Source organism: Diaphorobacter sp. J5-51 (assembly GCF_001023515.1).
Taxonomy (GTDB): domain Bacteria; phylum Pseudomonadota; class Gammaproteobacteria; order Burkholderiales; family Burkholderiaceae_C; genus Diaphorobacter; species Diaphorobacter nitroreducens.
Map to the genome: position 1 here is coordinate 28,435 of NZ_JSYI01000139.1, position 15,298 is coordinate 43,732.

Below are 15,298 nucleotides of genomic sequence, written 5' to 3' on the forward strand. Positions count from 1 at the left end.
GCGCGCGCACAAAAAGTAAAATCGCGGGCTTCACCCCCGGCGAGCGCACCGCGCGCACCCCCACATGAACCCCATCCAGATCGGCGTGGTCATGGGCTCCAGCAGCGACTGGGAGACCATGCAGCACGCAGTTGCCATCCTCCAGCAATTCGGCATCGCGCACGAGGCGCAGGTGGTCTCCGCCCACCGCATGCCCGACGACATGTTCCGCTACGCCGAGGCCGCCGCCGGCCGGGGCCTGAAGGCCATCATCGCGGGCGCCGGCGGCGCCGCGCACCTGCCCGGCATGATCGCCGCCAAGACCACCGTGCCGGTGCTGGGCGTGCCGGTCGCCAGCCGCCACCTGCAGGGAGTGGACTCGCTGCACTCCATCGTGCAGATGCCCAAGGGCGTGCCCGTGGCCACGTTCGCCATCGGCGCGGCCGGCGCGGCCAACGCGGCGCTGTTCGCCGTGGCGCTGCTGGCCAACGAGAACCCGGCGCTGCGCGAGCAGCTGGACGCCTTCCGCGCCGAGCAGACCGCCGCCGCGCGCGCCATGACGCTGCCGCCGGTGTCCGCATGAACGAGCGCCAGACCGTGATCCTGCCCGGCGCCACGCTGGGCGTGCTGGGCGGCGGGCAACTGGGGCGCATGTTCGTGCACGCCGCCCAGGCCATGGGCTACTTCACCGCGGTGCTGGACGAGGACGCGGCCAGCCCCGCCGGCCTGGTGAGCCACCACCACATCCGCACCGGCTACGAAGACCCGCAGGGCCTGGCCACGCTGGCCCGCGCCTGCGACGCCGTGACCACCGAGTTTGAAAACGTGCCCGCCGCCGCGCTGGACACCCTGGCGCGCGCCCTGCCGGTGTCGCCCGCCGGCAGCGCCGTGGCCATCGCCCAGGACCGCGCGCGTGAAAAGGCGCATTTCGTGCAGTGCGGCGTGCCCGTGGCGCCGCATGCCGTGATCGAAACCGCCGCGCAGCTCGCCGCCGTTCCCGCTGATCTGCTGCCGGGCATTCTGAAAACCGCCCGCATGGGCTACGACGGCAAGGGCCAGGTGCGCGTGGCCACGCCCGCCGAGTTGGCCGGCGCCTGGGAGCAACTGGGCCGCGTGCCCTGCGTGCTGGAAAAGATGCTGCCGCTGGCGCACGAGTGCTCCGTCATCGTCGCGCGCGGGCGTGACGGCACCGTGGTGCACCTGCCCGTGCAGCGCAACCTGCACCGGGACGGCATCCTGGCCGTGACCGAGGTCTACGAAGGAAATCTGCCTCCAGCGCAGACCAGTCAAGCGCTGGCAGCTGCAAAATCAGTAGCAGACGGTCTGAACTACGTGGGCGTGCTGTGCGTGGAGTTCTTCGTGCTGCAGGACGGCACGTTGGTGGTCAACGAGATCGCCCCGCGCCCGCACAACAGCGGCCACTACAGCCAGAACGCGTGCGACGTCTCGCAGTTCGAGCTGCAGGTGCGCTGCATGACCGGCCTGCCGCTGGTCCAGCCGCGCCTGCACAGCCCCGCCATCATGCTCAATCTGCTGGGCGACCTGTGGTTCACGGGGGACCAGCCCGTGGCGCCGACTCCCCCCGCGTGGGATGCGGTGCTGGCCCTGCCCGGCTGCCACCTGCACCTGTACGGCAAGGTGGAGGCCAAGCGCGGCCGCAAGATGGGCCACCTGAACATCACCGGCACCACGCCCGAGGCGGTGCGCGCCACGGCGCTGCAGGCGGCGGCCCTCCTCGGCATCGCGCCGTTCTGAACGGGGCCCGCATGATTCTGGATGGACGCCTGGACGCCTCGGTGCAGGCCGCCGCGCAGGCCCTGGCGCGCGGCGAACTGCTGGGCCTGCCCACCGAGACGGTGTACGGCCTGGCGGCCGACGCCGACAACGACGCGGCCGTGGCGCAGATCTTTGCCGCCAAGGGGCGCCCCGCCAGTCACCCGCTGATCGTGCACGTGGCCGACGCCGCGGCCATCACCCGCTACGCCAAGGAAGTGCCGCTGTTCGCGCAGCAACTCATCGACGCCTTCTGGCCCGGCCCGCTCACGCTCATCCTGCCGCGCCTGCCCCACGCCGCCGTGGCCTCTACGGGCGGGCAGGACAGCGTAGGCCTGCGCTGCCCCGCGCACCCCGTGGCGCATGCGGTGCTGCAAGCCTGCCAGCGGCTGGAGCCCCCCGTGTGGGGCGTGGCCGCGCCCAGCGCCAACCATTTCGGCCGCGTGAGCCCGACCACCGCGCAGCATGTGGCCGAGGAATTCGGCGACGACCTGCTGGTGCTGGACGGCGGCGCCTGCACCGTCGGTATCGAGTCCACCATCATCGACTGCACGCGCGGCGTGCCCGTGCTGCTGCGCCCCGGCGCCATCTCGCGCGAGGACGTGCAGCGCGCCTGCGGCCAACGACCGCTATCGAAAGAAGAGCTTCCAGCACTGACCCCGCGGGCTTCAGGCACACTTTTAGCCCATTACGCCCCAACGGCGCGCGTGCGCCTGATGGACGCCAAGCAGCTGCAGGCCGGACTGGATGTGCTGGGGGCGGACGCGGCCCACATCGCCGTGTATGCACGCGCGCCGCTGCGCGCGGCGTCGTCGAAGATCCTTGTGCGGCGCATGCCCGATGACGCCGCCGCCACCGCGCAGCAGCTGTTCGCCGCGCTGCGCGGCTTCGACGAGGCCGGGGTGAAGCTGATCTGGATCGAAACGCCGCCCGATGCGCCCGCATGGGAAGGCGTGCGCGACCGCCTGCAGCGCGCCGCGGCCGCGGGCTGACGCGCCTACATCAAGCTACAAGCCTTGTCCGCACCCTCGTTACACTCTCGCCCACTTCAATCGGAGAAATACATGGCAGCAAATTGGATGCGCCGCACTTTCGTGGCCGCCGCCTGTGCATCGGCCGCGCTGCTCGCGGCCTGCGGTTCCAGCAGCACTGAATCGGCAATCTCGCCCCAGCGCTTCATCGCCTTCGGCGACGGCCTGGCCGACGTGGGCCAGAAGGGCTCCAGCTACACGATCAACGACGGCAGCATCAACAACTGGATGCTGCGCATCTCCTCCAACTACGGAGGCACCTTGAAGCCCGTGTCGGCAGGCGGCTTGAGCTACGCGCAGGGCAATGCCCGCGTGACGGCCACCCCCGACGCCGCCGGCAACGCCGCCACCCCCACGGTCACGCAGCAGATCGACCAGTTCCTGGCTGCCAACAAGTTTGCCGACACCGATCTGGTGATGCTGAGCGCCGGCGTGAGCGACATCATCGCCGGCATGGCCGCGGTGCAGGCCGGAACGCTCACCGAAGAGCAGTACGTGGCCGCCGCTGGCAAGGCAGGCCAGGAGCTGGCCGCGCAAGTGCGCCGCCTGTCGGACGCGGGCGCCAAGCACATCCTGATGACCGGCACCTACGACCTGAGCCGCACACCCTGGGCCAAGGCCATCAAGAAGGAAAGCCTCATCAGCAGCGCCAGCCGCCGCTTCAATGACGACCTGCTGGTCAACATCGTGGACATGGGCAAGACCGTGCTCTACGTGGACGTGGCCTACTACGTGAACCTGTTCGAGGGATCGCCCGGCGGGTACGGCTTCACCGACAGCAGCACACCCGTGTGCACGTCGGTGGACGCAGGCCCGGGCATCGGCATCGGCGCGGGCGAGGTGAACTCCGCGCTGTGCACCACCGCCACGCTGCTGCCCAACGCCAACCCGGACCGCTTCCTGTTCGCCGACAAGGTGTACATCACTCCGGCCGCGCACCGCGAATTCGGCAACTACGCCTACGACCGCCTGCGCAATCGCTGGTAAGCAAGCACGCCGCCCGCGGGGCACCCGCCGGCGGCCACACCGGTGCTGCGCCGGCCCAGCCACAGGGGCGCATCCGCCCCCGTTCGCTCCCCTGATCGTCAGAGCCCCCAAAAAAAGAGGCCAGCCCCGCAAGGAGCCGGCCTTTCAAGCCTCGGAGACGAAAACCTGGGACACTTCGCGCACCCCGCGCGGCGCGCCCCCTCCCTCGGCGCCTGGGGCGCTCTCAGAACCGGTAGCCCACCCCCACCGCCACCACGTTGGGGTTCAGCCGCATGCCGATGCTCTGGCCGCTGGATAAGTGGGCCGTGGTCTTGAGGAAGCTCTTGTAGGATGGACACGGGCGAGGTGGGCGCCGTGAAGTTGTTGATGCGCCCGCCGCCTACCGCGTAGTTGGTGCAGTCGGCCTTGGCGCTGAAGCTGCCCCCCGCGGACACATAGTGCGGGCACAGCGTGCGGCCATAACTGGCGGCCACGCGCTCGGGCCAGATGGCCGTGGAGCCCGCGCCCGTAGGGGCCGTGCCCTGGACCGTGAACTTCAGCCCGAAGGTGCCGCTGTCCGCCAGGCTGTCGCCCATCACCTTGACTGCGGTGACCGCCGTGGCGGGCGTGGTGTCGGCGCCGCCGCCCCCGCAGGCCGCCAGAACGGCGGCGGAAACGGCAACGGCTACCCACTGCATGCGTGGTTTCATCAGGAATTCCTGTTATGAATAGAACGAACGTTCGTTTTTTTCAGGAGTATTACCGATGAAGCGCGAGAGGCCGTCTGCGGGTAAATACCAACATCGGAGGCAACCCGTCGCGCCGCGCGGGCGGCACGACACGTCTGCCGGTGGGCCGGCCCAGGCGGTCGATGGCGGACGGCGGCTGCGCCGCCTCAGCGGTCGCTCGCGGCCCAGTCCACCAGCGCGTCCAGGGCCGGGCGTGCCGCGGAGGCATTTGGGTGGTTGACGAAGCCCACCAGCACATAGCGCCGGCCGCCCGCGGCATGCACATAGCCGGCCAGCGCCACCACGTCGCGCAGCGCACCCGTCTTGAGGTGCGCGAAGCCCGCAGCCTGGCCCTGGCGGCGGCGCAGCGTCCCGTCCACCCCGGCAATGGGCAGCGATGCCATGAATTCCGGCATCACTGGCGACGCCCAGGCATGCTGCAGCATGCGCGCAAGCGCCCGCGCGTTCACGCGCGCCTCACGGCTCAAGCCGGCGCCGTTGTCCACCACCGGCATCTCGGCGGCGCCCAGGCGCTGGCGCCACCACTGTGCGAGCACGCTGCGCGCCTGGTCGAAGCTGCCTGCGCCGGCTTTTTGCAGCCCCAGCGTCAAAAACACCTGCTGCGTCATGACGTTGTTGCTGTACTTGTTGATGTCACGCACCACCTCCGACAACGGCGGCGAAGTACTGCCGAATGCCGGCGCCAGCCCCGCGGGCACCTTGCCGTCGCGCACGCGGCCGGTGAGCTTGCCGCCCAGTTCGCGCCACATGCCTTCCACCGCGCGCGCCGCGTAGCCGCCCGGGTCGGCCGGTGCGATGGACCACTCGCGTTCGCCGCAGCTCGCCGGGTACACGCCCTGGAAGGCGATGCGCGCAGGGTCCGCGAAATCCGCCCGCAGCCCTGCACGCCAATCGCCGCAGGCCGCGCCCTGCGCCGCCAGCGGCACGGTGGCGGGCAGTTCCACCTGGGCCAGCGGCGGCTCATAGCGCAGCCGCGCCACGCCGGCCGCCAGATCCGGCACGAAGCCGATGGACACCGCCTTGTAGTTGAGCAGCAGCGCGTCGGGCGCCGCGTTGTAGGGGCGCCAGGGCTCGCCGTCGAACAGCGCCGGATCGTGCGCCGGCAGCGCGAAGGCGCTGCGGTCCAACACGATGTCGCCCAGGATCACCTCGACCCCCGTCGCACGCAGGCGGCGCATGAGCAACCACAGGCGCTCCACCACCAGCTTGGGGTCGCCCTGCCCCTTGATGTACACGTTGCCGCGCAGGCTGCCGCCCTGGGGCGCGGCGTCCAGGTACACGGGCGTCTCCCAGGTGAATGCCGGCCCCAGCAGGTCCAGCGCCGCATACGTCGTGACCAGCTTCATGACCGAGGCCGGGTTGGCGGGCGCATCGGCGCGGTGGGCCAGGCGCGGCTGGCGCCCCTCGACCTCCACAACCAAGGCGGAGAGTGCTTCGCGCGGCACCTTGGCGCGCTGCAGCGCGGCCTCGACGGAAGGTGGCAAGGCCGATGCATCGGCGGGCACAGGCTGGGCGCCCGCCCAGGGCGTCAGGAAGGCCAGGGCCAGCGCCCACCCGGCCGCACAGCGCAGGCGGCGGGCCTGCCCAAGGAAAGAAAACGACATGGCGGCGAGTTTAGGGGGCGCCATGGCCGCCCGCCCCGCCATGGCTTGGCGCGCAGCCGATAATCACGCCCTCCATGAACCTGCTTGCCTTCGACACCAGTACCGACGCGCTGTCCATCGCCGTGCAACACGGCGCGCGCGTGTGGCAGCACAGCGGCGCCGGCGGCGCCCAGGCCTCGGCCACGCTGATTCCGGCCATCCGCGACCTGCTCGCGCAGGCCGGACTGTCGTTCGATCAGCTGGACGCCGTGGTGTTCGGGCGCGGCCCGGGCTCGTTCACGGGGCTGCGCACCGCGTGCGCGGTGGCCCAGGGCCTGGCCTTTGGCGCGCGCGGGGGGCAGGGCGTGCCCGTGCTGCCGGTGGACACGCTGCTCGCCGTGGCCGAAGAGGCCCGCGCGCAGCACGGCTGCACGCGGGTGGTGGCGACGCTGGACGCCCGTATGAACGAGGTCTACGCGGCACCCTTTGAGTGGCAGGCCGACGGCCGCTGGCAGGTGCCGCAGGACTTCCAGCTGCTGGCGCCCGAGGCCCTGGCCGTGCCGGATGGTTGGACGGTCGCCGGCAATGCCCGCGCCGCCTACGGCGAGCGCCTCGCGCCGCAGGCCCCGCACATGCACGCCCTGCCTACGGCGGCGGCCCTGCTGCGGCTGGCACCGGCGCTGCTGGCGGCGGGCGCGGGCGTGGCGGCCGACGCAGCGCTGCCGCGCTACATCCGCGATAAAGTGGCGCAAACCACCGCCGAGCGAGAAGCCGCCCGCCAAACCGCGCCGGCCCCCCAGACATGAGCGCCATCGTCCAGCCCCCCCACGCCTTCGAGGCCGCCTTCGAGCCGCTGACGCCCGCGCGGCTGGATGCGCTCCTGGCCATCGAGAACAGCGCCTATAGCCATCCCTGGACACGCGGCAACTTCATCGACGCCATGGCCGCCGGCTACCAGGCCCAGTTGCTCGTGGCCGATGGACAGATCCTGGGCTACTTCGTCGCCATGCGCGGCGTGGACGAGGTGCACCTGCTCAACATCACCGTGGCGCCCGCCTTCCAGCGCCAGGGCTGGGCCCATGTGATGCTGGACGCGCTGGCCGTGTGGGCGCGCGGCCAGGGCGCGCAATGGCTGTGGCTGGAGGTGCGCGCGAGCAACGAGCGCGCGCGGCGCATCTATGAAGTCCACGGCTACCGCCGTGTGGGCGAGCGCAAGCGCTACTACCCCGCCGCGGACGGCGAGCGCGAGGACGCCGTGGTGATGAGCCTGCTGCTATGAGCCTGTCCCTGGACACGCGCCAACGCGCCATGCTGCAAGAGATGGGCGTCACCGTCTGGGCGCCGCCGCCGGCACGCCCGCTGCCGCCCCCAGTGGCCGCGCCTGCGCAAGCGGAAGCGGAAGCGGAAGCGGCCATCGCATCCGCCGCCGCGCCCACGCCAGTGCTGCACGCGCAACCTACGCCAGCCGCGCCACCCGCCCCGCGCCAGCCCGCGCATGCCGCTGCCCCTGCCGCACCCGCGTCCGAGCCGCGCACGGCCGGCGCCGCGCCCACCGGCCTGCTGCTGCGCGCGCCCGTGGCGCTGTACCCGCAGGCCGACCCCCAGGCCGTTCCGCCCGAGCTGGGCGCCGGCTGGCTGGTGGTGCTGGAAAGCCCCACGCCAGCCGAGCCGCTGGCGGGCGACAGCGGCCGCCTGCTGGACAACATGCTGCGCGCCATGCGCCTGCACCGGCACCCGCGCACCTTCGTCGCCACGCTGAACCGGCACGCGCCGGGCCTGACCGCCGAGGGGTTGGAGCCCGCCGCCGGCCTGCAACAGGCGCTGCAGACGCTGCGCCCCTCCCTGGTGCTGGTGCTGGGCCTGGGCGCGGCGCGCGTGGTGCTGGGCAGCCGCGAGCCCCTGGGGCGCCTGCGCGCCACCGCGCACCACCTGCCAGACGGCACGCCCGCCGTGGTGAGCTACGACCCGGCCTACCTGCTGCGCGCACCCGACGCCAAGGCCGCCGCCTGGGCCGACCTGTGCCGGGCGCTGGCCCTGGTGCGGCGCAGCACCGCACCCTGACCCGCCGCGACCGAACGGCCCGCCCGGCACGCGCCTGGCGGGGNGGCGCGCACCCCATACCCGACGCGGGTTTCCCCTCTGCAAGTCCCCTCCCCTGGGCTGCCTACAATACCTATGCAAATCTTTTCATAGGCAAGGCGTCCCCTGCCCTGGGCGCCGGTACCCAAGGAGACATTCATGCAAAAGGTGTTGCACATCAACGCCGACAAGTGCACCGGCTGCCTGCAGTGCGAGATGGCCTGCTCTTTCGAGAACTACGGCGTCTACGCCACCGCCAAATCGCGCATCAAGGTGTTCGACTTCCACACCACGGGCAAGAAGGTGCCCTACACCTGCACCCAGTGCGACGAGGCCTGGTGCCTGCACGCCTGCCCGGTGGAGGCGATCACGGTGGACAAGCTGAGCGGCGCCAAGATCGTGTCCGAGTCCACCTGCGTGGGCTGCAAGGTCTGCACCATCGCCTGCCCCTTCGGCACCATCAACTACGTGGCCGACACGGGCAAGGTGCAAAAGTGCGACCTGTGCCACGACCGCGCCGAGGGCCCGGCCTGCGTGGAGGCCTGCCCGACCACGGCCATCACCTACATCGACGCCAACTGGACCGGCCTGGAGCGCATGAAGCAGTGGGCCGACAAGCTGGGCAATCAAGCCAATCAGCCCGCTGGCGCTTGACCACCAAGCGCTAGCAGCTATCAATCAAGGAGCACACATCATGTCCTGGGCTGGCAAGATTCTGCGCGTCAACCTGAGCGCGGGCACCGTTACCCCCGAGCCGCTGAACATGGACTGGGCACGCCAGTACCTGGGTTCGCGCGGCCTGGGCACCAAGTACCTGGTCAGCGAGATCGACCCCCAGGTCGACCCGCTGTCGCCGGACAACAAGATCATCTGGGCCACGGGTCCGCTCACGGGCACCATGGCCTCCACGGGCGGGCGCTACACCGTCATCACCAAGGGGCCGCTCACCGGCGCCATCGCCTGCTCCAACTCGGGCGGCTACTGGGGTGCCGAGCTGAAGATGGCCGGCTGGGACATGGTCATCTTCGAGGGCAAGTCCCCCAAGCCCGTGTACCTGTACATCAACGACGACGTGGCCGAGCTGCGCGACGCCGCCGACATCTGGGGCAAGAGCGTGTGGGAGACCGAGGAGCACCTCAAGACCACGCTGCAGGACCCGCTCACGCGCATCTCCGGCATCGGCCGCGCAGGCGAGAACCAGGTGCTGTTCGCCGCCGTGGTCAATGACCTGCACCGCGCCGCGGGCCGCTCGGGCGTGGGCGCGGTCATGGGCAGCAAGAACCTCAAGGCCATCGCCGTGCGCGGCACCAAGGGCGTGGGCAACATCCGCGACCCCAAGGCCTTCATGGCCGAGACCTTCGCGCGCAAGAAGATCCTGCACGACAACGCCGTCACCGGCCAGGGCCTGCCCACCTACGGCACGCAGGTGCTGATGAACGTGATCAACGAGGTGGGCGCCCTGCCCACGCGCAACCACCGCGACGTGCAGTTCGAAGGCGCCAAGGACATCTCCGCCGAGGCCATGGCCACGCCGCGCGCCAGCGACGGCAAGAAGCACCTGGTGACCAACCAGGCGTGCTTTGGCTGCACCATCGCCTGCGGGCGCATCAGCAAGATCGACGAGACGCACTTCACGGTGGTCAACAAGCCGCAGTACTGGGGCGCCAGCGGCGGCCTGGAATACGAGGCCGCCTGGGCCCTGGGTGCGGCCAACGGCGTGAACGACCTGGAATGCCTGCAGTACGTGAACCTGCTGTGCAACGAGCAGGGGATCGACCCCATCAGCTTCGGCGCCACCGTGGGCGCGGTGATGGAGCTGTACGAAATGGGCGTGCTCACCCGCGAGCAGATCGGCATCGAGGCGCCCTTCGGCTCGGCCAAGGCGCTGGCCTTTCTGGCCGAAGAAACCATCCACGGCCGCGGCTTTGGCAAGGAGGTGGGCCAGGGCTCCAAGCGCCTGTGCACCAAGTACGGCCACCCCGATTTGTCCATGTCCTCCAAGGGCCAGGAGTTCCCCGCCTACGACGGCCGCGCCATCCAGGGCATCGGCCTGGCCTACGCCACCAGCAACCGCGGCGGCTGCCACCTGCGCGGCTACACCATCGCGTCCGAGATCCTGGGCATCCCCGTCAAGACCGAGCCCACGGCCACCGAGGGCAAGCCCGAACTGGTCAAGGCCTTCCAGGATGCGACGGCGGCGTTTGACTCGGCGGGCGTATGCGTCTTCACCACCTTCGCCTGGAGCCTGCCCGACCTCGCCCCCCAACTGCAGGCGGCGTGCGACGAAGGCTTCACGGTGCCGGAGCTGGAGAAGATCGGCGAGCGCATCTGGAACATGGAGCGCGAGTTCAACAACGCCGCCGGCTTCACCAAGGCCGACGACAGCCTGCCCCGGCGCCTGCTGACCGAGGCCGCCAAGACCGGCGGATCGAAGGGCAGCGTGAGCCACCTGCCCGAGATGCTGCCCAAGTACTACGCCGTGCGCGGCTGGGACACCGAGGGCCGCCCCACACCCGAGACGCGCGCGCGCCTGGGGCTGTAGGCGGCCTGCGATGGATATGGGTCAAATGAGCTGCTAGCGCTTACCCTGAAAGCGCTAGCAGCTATTAATAGCATAGCAATCAAGAACCCCCATGCACCACCTGATCCTCGGGGCCGGCCCGGCTGGCGTCATCGCTGCAGAAACCCTGCGCAAGCATGCGCCGGGCGACCGCATCACCCTGGTGGGCGACGAGGCCGAGCCGCCCTACTCGCGCATGGCCATTCCCTACCTGCTGGTGGGCGACATCGACGAGCGCGGCACCTACCTGCGCAAGCAAGGCGACCACTTCGCGCAGCAGCGCATTGATCGCCAGCATGGCCGCGCCACGGCCGTTGACGTGCAGGCCCGCAGCGTCACGCTGGACAGCGGCGCCACGCTGGCCTTTGACCGCCTGCTCATCGCCACCGGCTCGCACCCTGTGCGCCCGCCCATTCCCGGGCTGGATCTGCCCGGCGTAGAAACCTGCTGGACGCTGCAGGACGCGCGCGCCATCGCCGCGCGCGCGCAGCCCGGCGCGCGCGTGGTGCAGATGGGCGCGGGCTTCATCGGCTGCATCATCATGGAAGCGCTCACCCAGCGCGGCGTGCAGCTGTCGGTCGTAGAAATGGGCGACCGCATGGTGCCGCGCATGATGGGCCCGGTGGCCGGCAGCATGATCCGCGACTGGTGCGAGCACCAGGGCGTGCAGGTGTTCACCGGCCGCAAGGTCGAGCGTATCGAGCGTGGCGAAGGCGACGCGCTGCGCGTGCACCTGTCGGGCGGCCAGGTGCTGGATGCCGACCTGGTCATCAGCGCCACGGGCGTGCGCCCGGCCATCGGGTTTTTGCAGGACTCGGGCATCACCTGCCTGCTGGGCGTGCTGACCGACGAGCGCATGCAGACCAGCGTGCCCGGCATCTACGCCGCGGGCGACTGCGCCGAGGCGTTCGACCCCTTCACGCGCAAGACCGTGGTCAGCGCCATCCAGCCCAACGCGGCCGAGCAGGCGCGCGTGGCGGCGCTCAACATGGCGGGGCAGCCCACGGCGCTCACGGTGGTCACGCAGATCAACGTGCTGGACACGCTGGGGCTCATCTCCACCAGCTTCGGCAACTGGCAGGGCGTGCCCGGCGGCGAACAGGTGGCGCTGACCGACGCGGCGGCCGGCAAACACCTGAGCCTGCAGTTCGAGGGCGACCGGCTCATCGGCTGCAACTCCGTGGGCATGACGCAGCACGTGGGCGCCATGCGCGGCCTGGTGGAAGGCCAGGTGCGCCTGGGCCCCTGGAAGGAACACCTGCGCCGCGACCCCACGCGGCTGATGGAGGCCTACCTGGCCTGCGCCCAGGCGCAGGGGCACTGGAGCGGCGCACAGGACGCGCGCCGGCGCTGAGGCCAGGGAATTTGCTATGCTAAAAGTAGCTGTCAGCGCTTATCCCACAAGTGCAAACGGCTGATTTGGCATGAAAACCGGATAGGCGCATGCGCATCACTTTCAAGCTCTTTGCCTCGCTCACCGACTACCTGCCGCCCGAGGTGCGCCCAGGCAACCAGATGGTGCTGGAAGTCGCCCCCACACAGAGCATCAGCCAGATCATCGCGCCTTTCCGCCTGCCGCCGGACATGGTGCACCTGGTGCTGGTCAACGGCCGCTACATCGCCCCCGCGGCGCGCGCCACCACCACGCTGCACGAGGGCGACGCGCTCGCCATCTGGCCGCCGATCGCCGGCGGCTGAATCGCAGCCTCCTACCCTCCCCGCACCTTTTGAGCGATTGGCCTGACCACTTCACGCGCGACATGAGCTGCGCGCCCGCCGAATGGCAGCGGCTGCTGCAGCGGGCGCTGGCGGGGCACGACTGGGCCGCACAGGGCGACGCCCAGGTACGCATCGCGCTCGCGGGGGGCGCGCTCACGCTGCACTGGGCGCCGGGGCCTGCGCGCCAGATCGCGCTGCTGCGCCTGCCCACGCTGCACCTGCACTTCGCGTTCGACGGCGTCCCGCCCGCCGAGCGCCAGGCTTTCATGCGGCACCTGGACCTGCACACGCACCGCGGCGGGGGGTGATGCGGTGCGGCGCCTTTCCCCCGAAAAGGCGCCAAGAACGTGTCATGCGGCGGTGCTTCCATTGGGGAGCGGATGCGATAATTCCCGTCTTGCACAACGTATGGAGACAGCTCCGTGGAAACCTACCCTAGTTGGTAGCTTTCAGCCTCCCGGCCCATTGACATGCCGAAGGGACTGAAAGCGCCCCCCGCCCCTTTTGCAGACGCCACAAGACAACCGGGAGAGTGAGCCATGCTCAACATCTTTACGCTCGCCAACGGCCGGCTCGTCCAGGAAGAAATCGAGTCCCTGGAAGAGTTGGCGCGCTTTCAGCCGATCTGGGTGGACCTGGAGTCCCCCACGCTGGAAGAAAAGCGCTGGATCAAGCAGCACTACGGCCTGTCCATCCCCGAAGATGCGATGGACGAGGACATCGAAGAGTCCGCGCGCTTTTACGAGGAAGACAACGGCGAGCTGCACATCCGCAGCGACTTTCTGGTGGATGTGTACGACAAGCCGCGCTCGGCGCGCGTGGCCTTCATCCTGAACCTGGTCAACGACGAGCTCAAAAGCAAGGGCGTGCTGTTTTCCATCCACGATGAGAGCATTCCGGTCTTTCGCCTGCTGCGCATGCGCGCGCGGCGCGCGCCGGGCCTGATCGACGATGCCAAAGAGGTGCTGCTGAGCCTGTTTGACACCGACGCCGAATACTCCGCCGACACGCTGGAGGGCATCTACGACGACCTGGAGCTGGTCAGCACCCAGGTGCTGGCGGGCAGCGTGACCGATGCGCGCGCCAGCGAGGTGCTGTCCGCCATCGCGCGCCAGGAAGACCTGAACGGGCGCATCCGCCGCAACGTGATGGACACGCGCCGCGCCGTGAGCTTCATGATGCGCAGCAAGATGCTCAACGCCGAGCAGTTCGAGGAGGCGCGCCAGATCCTGCGCGACATCGAGTCGCTGGACAGCCACACGGCCTTCCTGTTCGACAAGATCAACTTCCTGATGGATGCCACGGTGGGTTTCATCAACATCAACCAGAACAAGATCATCAAGATCTTCTCCGTGGCCAGCGTGGCGCTGCTGCCGCCCACGCTGATCGCCAGCGTCTATGGCATGAACTTCAAGTTCATGCCCGAACTGGAGTGGCATTACGGCTACCCCTACGTGCTGGCGCTGATGGTGGCCAGCGCCGTAGGGCCGATGCTGTACTTCCGCAAGCGGGGCTGGTTGAAGTAGCCCCCTGACAAGGGCAAACAGCGCGCTTGCAAGCGTATTCCCCGTATGAACCCCGGTGCTGTGAGGTTTGTCGGAGAATTTTCCCCTCGGCAAATCATCATCAGAAAACCATGACGGACACCCCTGTTTTTGACTACGCCATCGTTGGCGCGGGCATGGCCGGCGCATCGGTTGCCTGGCGGCTGGCGCGGGACGGCGTGCGCGTGCTGGTGCTTGAGCGCGAGGCGCAGCCCGGCTACCACTCCACGGGCCGCTCGGCGGCGATGTTCATGGAGAGCTACGGCACCGAGCAGATCCGCGCCCTCACCCGCGCCAGCCGTGCGTTCTACGAACGGCCGCCCGAGGGCTTTTGCAACCACCCGCTGCTGCACCCGCGCGGCGTGCTCTACGTGGGCACGCCCGGGCAGGAGGCGCTGCTGGATGAGGCGCTGGCGGTGTACCTGCGCGAAGGGCTGCGCGCGCGCCGCATCGGCGCCGCCGATGCCAAGGCGCTGGCGCCCTGTCTCGACGCGGGCCAGCTGGTCGGCGCGGTGCTCGACGAAAGCAGCGCCGACATCGACGTGGCCGAGCTGCACCAGGGCTTTCTGCGCGGCATGGCGCGGCACGGCGCGCAATTGCACTGCAACGCCGAGCTGACGGGCGCCGTCCGCGAGGGCGGCGCCTGGGCGCTGGCGCTGGCCGACGGGCGGCGTTTCAAGGCCCGCACCATCGTCAACGCGGCAGGCGCCTGGGCCGACGCGGTGGCGCAGCTGTGCGGCGCGCGGCCGCTGGCGATCCAGCCCAAGCGGCGCTCGGCCTTCACCTTCGCCGCGCCGCAGGGCGTGGACGTGCGCGGCTGGCCCACCGTGATCGGCGTGGACGAGAGCTTCTATTTCAAGCCCGATGCCGGGCAGCTGCTCGGCTCGCCCGCCAATGCCGACCCCGTGCCCGCGCAGGATGTGGCGCCCGAGGAGCTGGACATCGCCACGGGCATCCACCGCATCGAGACGCTCACCGACCTGCGCATCCGCCGCCCCAGCCACACCTGGGCCGGGCTGCGCAGCTTCGCGCCCGACGGCAACTTCGTCATCGGCTGGGATGAGCGTCAGGACGGCTTCTTCTGGCTCGCGGGCCAGGGCGGCTACGGCATCCAGACGGCCGCAGGCGCATCGGCCGCCGCCAGCGCCCTCCTGCAGCGCCAGCCGCTGCCCGCGTTCCTCGCGGCCGAAGGCGTGGACGCCGCGCAGCTGAGCCCGGCGCGCCTGGGCGGCGGAACCCCGTCCGCATCCACTTCCTCCTCCCAATAAAAAAGGCGCTGTTCGCGTTAAGTATTGATGAGCTGTCGACCAAGGGC

15 protein-coding genes and 2 pseudogenes are annotated in these 15,298 nt (G+C 70.0%); 14 read left to right on the forward strand and 3 right to left on the reverse strand.

What is annotated here, in order from left to right; genetic code table 11:
- Window positions 1-64 precede the first annotated feature (64 nt).
- The 4 genes from purE to OX89_RS17240 all read left to right on the forward strand — a co-directional run bounded on the left by purE (window position 65) and on the right by OX89_RS17240 (window position 3,770).
- Window positions 65-562, forward strand: coding sequence for a 5-(carboxyamino)imidazole ribonucleotide mutase (purE, locus tag OX89_RS17225; RefSeq protein WP_047351539.1), 498 nt, complete (start codon window positions 65-67; stop codon window positions 560-562).
- Window positions 559-1,734 (forward strand): 5-(carboxyamino)imidazole ribonucleotide synthase, encoded by a 1,176-nt coding sequence (locus OX89_RS17230; protein WP_047351540.1) that lies wholly within the window; start codon window positions 559-561, stop codon window positions 1,732-1,734. Before purE ends, OX89_RS17230 begins: the two co-directional genes overlap by 4 nt.
- Before the next feature lie 11 nt (window positions 1,735-1,745).
- Window positions 1,746-2,744, forward strand: a complete 999-nt coding sequence (locus OX89_RS17235) for an L-threonylcarbamoyladenylate synthase (protein ID WP_011807021.1) — start codon at window positions 1,746-1,748, stop codon at window positions 2,742-2,744.
- Window positions 2,745-2,816: 72 nt separating this feature from the next.
- Window positions 2,817-3,770, forward strand: coding sequence for an SGNH/GDSL hydrolase family protein (locus OX89_RS17240; RefSeq protein ID WP_047351541.1), 954 nt, complete (start codon window positions 2,817-2,819; stop codon window positions 3,768-3,770).
- 223 nt (window positions 3,771-3,993) lie between these two features.
- Here OX89_RS17240 and OX89_RS19245 read toward each other — a convergent pair.
- The 3 genes and pseudogenes from OX89_RS19245 to dacB all read right to left on the reverse strand — a co-directional run.
- Window positions 3,994-4,098 (reverse strand): annotated as a pseudogene (locus OX89_RS19245) (OmpW family protein); the annotation flags it as partial.
- Window positions 4,088-4,459, reverse strand: a pseudogene (locus tag OX89_RS19250) (phospholipase); the annotation flags it as partial. The pseudogenes OX89_RS19250 and OX89_RS19245, both read right to left, overlap by 11 nt.
- 185 nt (window positions 4,460-4,644) lie before the next feature.
- A complete protein-coding gene (gene dacB / locus OX89_RS17250) occupies window positions 4,645-6,126 on the reverse strand; it encodes a D-alanyl-D-alanine carboxypeptidase/D-alanyl-D-alanine-endopeptidase (RefSeq protein ID WP_369799306.1) in 1,482 nt (493 codons plus the stop codon).
- Between the two features lie 50 nt (window positions 6,127-6,176).
- Here dacB and tsaB point away from each other — a divergent pair, with 50 nt between their 5' ends.
- The 10 genes from tsaB to OX89_RS17300 all read left to right on the forward strand — a co-directional run bounded on the left by tsaB (window position 6,177) and on the right by OX89_RS17300 (window position 15,251).
- Window positions 6,177-6,887 carry a tRNA (adenosine(37)-N6)-threonylcarbamoyltransferase complex dimerization subunit type 1 TsaB gene (gene tsaB / locus OX89_RS17255; protein ID WP_047351544.1) on the forward strand — a complete coding sequence of 237 codons (711 nt, stop codon included), beginning with the start codon at window positions 6,177-6,179 and terminating at the stop codon, window positions 6,885-6,887.
- On the forward strand, window positions 6,884-7,360 hold the full coding sequence (gene rimI / locus OX89_RS17260) for a ribosomal protein S18-alanine N-acetyltransferase (protein ID WP_011807026.1): 477 nt from the start codon (window positions 6,884-6,886) through the stop codon (window positions 7,358-7,360). The genes tsaB and rimI overlap by 4 nt, the downstream gene beginning before the upstream one ends.
- A complete protein-coding gene (locus tag OX89_RS17265; protein WP_047351545.1) occupies window positions 7,357-8,142 on the forward strand; it encodes a uracil-DNA glycosylase family protein in 786 nt (261 codons plus the stop codon). Before rimI ends, OX89_RS17265 begins: the two co-directional genes overlap by 4 nt.
- Window positions 8,143-8,319: 177 nt before the next feature.
- Window positions 8,320-8,814 (forward strand): 4Fe-4S dicluster domain-containing protein, encoded by a 495-nt coding sequence (locus tag OX89_RS17270; RefSeq protein ID WP_047351546.1) that lies wholly within the window; start codon window positions 8,320-8,322, stop codon window positions 8,812-8,814.
- Window positions 8,815-8,854: 40 nt separating this feature from the next.
- Complete coding sequence (locus tag OX89_RS17275; protein ID WP_047351547.1) at window positions 8,855-10,702, forward strand: aldehyde ferredoxin oxidoreductase family protein; 1,848 nt, start codon at window positions 8,855-8,857, stop codon at window positions 10,700-10,702.
- Window positions 10,703-10,793: 91 nt separating this feature from the next.
- Window positions 10,794-12,074: an NAD(P)/FAD-dependent oxidoreductase gene (locus OX89_RS17280; RefSeq protein WP_047351548.1), complete on the forward strand. Its 1,281-nt coding sequence runs from the start codon at window positions 10,794-10,796 to the stop codon at window positions 12,072-12,074.
- Between the two features lie 89 nt (window positions 12,075-12,163).
- Window positions 12,164-12,418, forward strand: coding sequence for a MoaD/ThiS family protein (locus OX89_RS17285; protein WP_011807031.1), 255 nt, complete (start codon window positions 12,164-12,166; stop codon window positions 12,416-12,418).
- A 29-nt stretch (window positions 12,419-12,447) separates the two neighbouring features.
- Window positions 12,448-12,747 carry a hypothetical protein gene (locus tag OX89_RS17290; RefSeq protein ID WP_135147942.1) on the forward strand — a complete coding sequence of 100 codons (300 nt, stop codon included), beginning with the start codon at window positions 12,448-12,450 and terminating at the stop codon, window positions 12,745-12,747.
- A gap of 231 nt (window positions 12,748-12,978) precedes the next feature.
- Window positions 12,979-13,965, forward strand: a complete 987-nt coding sequence (corA, locus tag OX89_RS17295; protein WP_047351549.1) for a magnesium/cobalt transporter CorA — start codon at window positions 12,979-12,981, stop codon at window positions 13,963-13,965.
- 110 nt (window positions 13,966-14,075) lie between these two features.
- Complete coding sequence (locus tag OX89_RS17300) at window positions 14,076-15,251, forward strand: FAD-binding oxidoreductase (protein ID WP_047351550.1); 1,176 nt, start codon at window positions 14,076-14,078, stop codon at window positions 15,249-15,251.
- Window positions 15,252-15,298 lie beyond the last annotated feature (47 nt).

What these genes read in the sequence shown, in the direction of transcription:
- purE (WP_047351539.1), top strand. Translation starts at nt 65, where the DNA reads ATGAACCCCATCCAGATCGGCGTGGTCATGGGCTCCAGCAGCGACTGG.
- OX89_RS17230 (WP_047351540.1), top strand. Translation starts at nt 559, where the DNA reads ATGAACGAGCGCCAGACCGTGATCCTGCCCGGCGCCACGCTGGGCGTG.
- OX89_RS17235 (WP_011807021.1), top strand. Translation starts at nt 1,746, where the DNA reads ATGATTCTGGATGGACGCCTGGACGCCTCGGTGCAGGCCGCCGCGCAG.
- OX89_RS17240 (WP_047351541.1), top strand. Translation starts at nt 2,817, where the DNA reads ATGGCAGCAAATTGGATGCGCCGCACTTTCGTGGCCGCCGCCTGTGCA.
- dacB (WP_369799306.1), bottom strand. Translation starts at nt 6,126, where the DNA reads ATGGCGCCCCCTAAACTCGCCGCCATGTCGTTTTCTTTCCTTGGGCAG.
- tsaB (WP_047351544.1), top strand. Translation starts at nt 6,177, where the DNA reads ATGAACCTGCTTGCCTTCGACACCAGTACCGACGCGCTGTCCATCGCC.
- rimI (WP_011807026.1), top strand. Translation starts at nt 6,884, where the DNA reads ATGAGCGCCATCGTCCAGCCCCCCCACGCCTTCGAGGCCGCCTTCGAG.
- OX89_RS17265 (WP_047351545.1), top strand. Translation starts at nt 7,357, where the DNA reads ATGAGCCTGTCCCTGGACACGCGCCAACGCGCCATGCTGCAAGAGATG.
- OX89_RS17270 (WP_047351546.1), top strand. Translation starts at nt 8,320, where the DNA reads ATGCAAAAGGTGTTGCACATCAACGCCGACAAGTGCACCGGCTGCCTG.
- OX89_RS17275 (WP_047351547.1), top strand. Translation starts at nt 8,855, where the DNA reads ATGTCCTGGGCTGGCAAGATTCTGCGCGTCAACCTGAGCGCGGGCACC.
- OX89_RS17280 (WP_047351548.1), top strand. Translation starts at nt 10,794, where the DNA reads ATGCACCACCTGATCCTCGGGGCCGGCCCGGCTGGCGTCATCGCTGCA.
- OX89_RS17285 (WP_011807031.1), top strand. Translation starts at nt 12,164, where the DNA reads ATGCGCATCACTTTCAAGCTCTTTGCCTCGCTCACCGACTACCTGCCG.
- corA (WP_047351549.1), top strand. Translation starts at nt 12,979, where the DNA reads ATGCTCAACATCTTTACGCTCGCCAACGGCCGGCTCGTCCAGGAAGAA.
- OX89_RS17300 (WP_047351550.1), top strand. Translation starts at nt 14,076, where the DNA reads ATGACGGACACCCCTGTTTTTGACTACGCCATCGTTGGCGCGGGCATG.